The 2,370-nt window shown below is 65.5% G+C and carries 1 protein-coding gene and 1 pseudogene; both read right to left on the reverse strand.

Features of this window, described 5'->3' with window-relative positions:
* Positions 1-52 precede the first annotated feature (52 nt).
* A complete protein-coding gene (locus U5A52_RS42750; protein ID WP_321940424.1) occupies positions 53-706 on the reverse strand; it encodes a response regulator transcription factor in 654 nt (217 codons plus the stop codon).
* Positions 703-1,929, reverse strand: a pseudogene (locus U5A52_RS42755) (PAS domain S-box protein); the annotation flags it as partial. The pseudogene U5A52_RS42755 and the gene U5A52_RS42750, both read right to left, overlap by 4 nt.
* Positions 1,930-2,370: the final 441 nt, after the last annotated feature.

The following is a 2,370-nucleotide window of genomic DNA, read 5'->3' on the forward strand; positions in this document are numbered from 1 at the left end:
TCTGTAGGGCGATTCCTACAGTCATGCGGCAATCGGCCGCGACACCCGAGGGTCAGACTTCGTCGGGATCGTCGATGAGCTTGTGCCGCATCGCGTAGCGCACGAGCGCGGCTTCGTGCGGCATCTGCATCTTCTCGAGAATGCGCACCTTGTAGGTGCTGACGGTTTTCGTACTCACGCAGAGTGCCTGCGCGATTTCAGTAATGGTCTGGCCTGCCGCAATACGCCGGAACACCTCGAACTCGCGGTCGGAAAGCCGCTGGTGGGGAAGCGTGTCGGCCGGCTCCTTCAGGCTTTGTGCGAAGCGCTCGGCCATCGTCATGCTGATATAGACACCACCGGAGGCGATCTTCGTCACGGCGGTGACCAGCTCCGTGCTGGCGCACTCTTTGGTGAGATAACCCGACGCGCCCGCCTTGAAGGCGCGCACCGCGTATTGCTGCTCGGCGTGCATGGTCAGCACGAGAATGCGCAGTTCGGGTTTTTCGTCCTTGATCTGCTTGATGAGATCCACGCCGCTGCGTCCCGGCATCGAGAGGTCGAGCACCAGGACCTGGGCTGCGCGCTCACGCACGAGCGCGAGTGTGGTCGCGCTGTCACAGCCTTCGCCTACGACTTCGAACTGCGTGCCGCGCTCGCTTTCCAGTATGCGGCGCAAACCGTCACGCATGAGCGCATGGTCGTCGGCGATGATCACCTTGATCATGATGCGGCTCCTTCCGGAAGCAGGGCAGGGAGGGCGAACGTGATCGTCATGTCAAAGCCCTTTCCGGGCGCGGTGGCAATGGCAACGGTGCCGTCAAGCATGTGGGCTCGCTCGCGAATGCCGAGCAGGCCAAACGACTTGTCTCTCAAGGCGTTGCGCTGCGCGTTGGGTGGATCGGCGGGATCGGCGCTGGCGCCCACGCCGTCGTCGGCAATGCGCAGCACACAGCGTGGCCCATCCACCTTGAGCGTAATCTCGACGAAATTCGCTTCGGCATGGCGGGCGACATTGGTCAGGGCTTCCTGCACGATGCGAAAGAGCGCCGAGGAGGCGGCGTTCGAAAACATCGTGGCGTCCGCATCCAGGTCGCGCTCGACGGCGATCCCGTAGCGGTTCGTGAAGTCGTTCGCCAGCCATTCGATGGCGGGCACGAGGCCGAGGTCGTCGAGCATGACCGGCCGCAGGTCGGCCGCGATGCGCCGCAAGGCAGCCACGGTCGCGTCGATCAGGTTGCGCATGCCGGCGAGGCGCGCAGGCACGTCGGTGGCGTCATCCTCCCCGAGCCGGCGCTCGAGCGCGGCGAGGTCGATCTTGAGCGCGGTGAGCTGCTGGCCGAGGTCGTCATGCAGTTCGCGCGCGATGCGGGTTTTTTCGGCCTCGCGCACGTTCTGGAGATTGGCCGACAGCTCGCGCAGCTCCTCGCGCGAACGCTTGAGCGCTTCCTCGGCGCGCACGCGTTCGGTGATGTCGCGCAGCATGACCGTGAAAAGCTTGCCCGAACCGTCACGGATCTGCGAAATCGATGCTTCGATCGGAAACTCCTCGCCATTGGCGCGCACCCCGTAGAGCACACGTTGCGGGCGGCCCATCTGGCGTTCGGTGACGCCTGTCTCGCCAAACTGTTCGACATGCTGCGCGTGCGCCGCCCGGAACCGCTCGGGAATGAAGCGCGAGAGCGGCGAGCCGATCGCCTCCCTGGCGGACAGGCCGAACACCTGTTCGGCGGCTGGATTGAAGATCAACACGCGCTGGGTTTCGTCGACGGTGACGATCGCTTCCATCGACGAACGGATGATCCCGAGCATGCGGGCTTCGTTGAGCCGCGCGTCGCCGGCCGCCCTCGCAGGCGCCGGGTTTGCGCGCACGAGGCGTTGCGTGAGAAGCGCGAGCGCGGCGGCGCCGAGCGCGCCCGCGAGCGCAATGGCCATGGCGCAGGCAGAACTTGCCGGGCCCGCGCCTTTTGCGGCGCGCGCGCGGGGGTCAGCGCGCGGGCCCATGACGACCGTCCGGAGCGCGATGCGGGCGCGAGATCGATGCGAAGGCCATTCGCATATGAAGTGTCGGCTTCAATGGGCGGGACACAGGTATTCCGTATCACAGGGATCCATGCCGATTTTATGAGCCACTGGAAACCGTGTCCCAAAAAAATTTCACGCTCGTCGTCCGTGCTTGCGAGGTGTGCCGGCGCGGCGTGCCGTGTTCCGGCAGCATTTCAGGGCGTGGCGCCTGCCTCCTGCTCGGGCGCCAGTTCGTCCGGCGGGCAGGGCGGGCAGGGATACGGTCGCACGGCTTGCTCGGCAAGCTCGAACGACTGTCCGAATTCCGGCACGCAGCAATCCCAGTGCAGTGTCTCGGCGATGCGCCGGCGCAAGGCATCGGCCGCT

This window comes from Paraburkholderia sp. J8-2 (assembly GCF_905220195.1).
Classification (GTDB): Bacteria; Pseudomonadota; Gammaproteobacteria; order Burkholderiales; family Burkholderiaceae; genus Paraburkholderia.

What these genes read in the sequence shown, in the direction of transcription:
- U5A52_RS42750 (WP_321940424.1), bottom strand. Translation starts at nt 706, where the DNA reads ATGATCAAGGTGATCATCGCCGACGACCATGCGCTCATGCGTGACGGT.